We start from the raw sequence: 324 nt of genomic DNA, 5'->3' as shown, positions 1-324 counted from the left end.
GTTGGGGGGTTTGGCGGCGGCGGGTGAGCGGTTGCGGGCGGTGGTGCATGCGGCGGGTGTGGCGCAGTTGCGGTCGTTGGGTGAGGTGGGTGTGGGTGAGGTGGAGGAGGTGTTGCGGGCGAAGGTTGGTGGTGCGGTGGTGTTGGATGAGTTGACGGCTGGTTTGGATCTTGATGCGTTTGTGGTGTTTTCGTCGATTGCGGGGGTGTGGGGTTCGGCGGGTCAGGTGGGGTATGCGGCGGCGAATGCGTTTGTGGATGGGTTGGTGGTGTCGCGGCGTTCTCGGGGGTTGGTGGGGACGTCGGTGGCGTGGGGTCCGTGGGC

The 324-nt window shown here is 66.4% G+C and carries 1 protein-coding gene; it reads left to right on the top strand.

Annotated features, from left to right (window positions below; translation table 11 throughout):
* Nucleotides 1–40: 40 nt before the first annotated feature.
* Nucleotides 41–324, top strand: a 284-nt coding sequence (locus ACSNOB_RS32065) for a KR domain-containing protein (RefSeq protein WP_436691200.1), incomplete at its 3' end; no start/stop codon positions are given.

Origin of the sequence: Micromonospora sp. URMC 106 (assembly GCF_051386395.1) — a bacterium.
GTDB lineage: Bacteria > Actinomycetota > Actinomycetes > Mycobacteriales > Micromonosporaceae > Micromonospora.
Note: the sequence above shows the minus strand (reverse complement) of the source record. Positions and strands in the feature narration are given on the sequence as shown.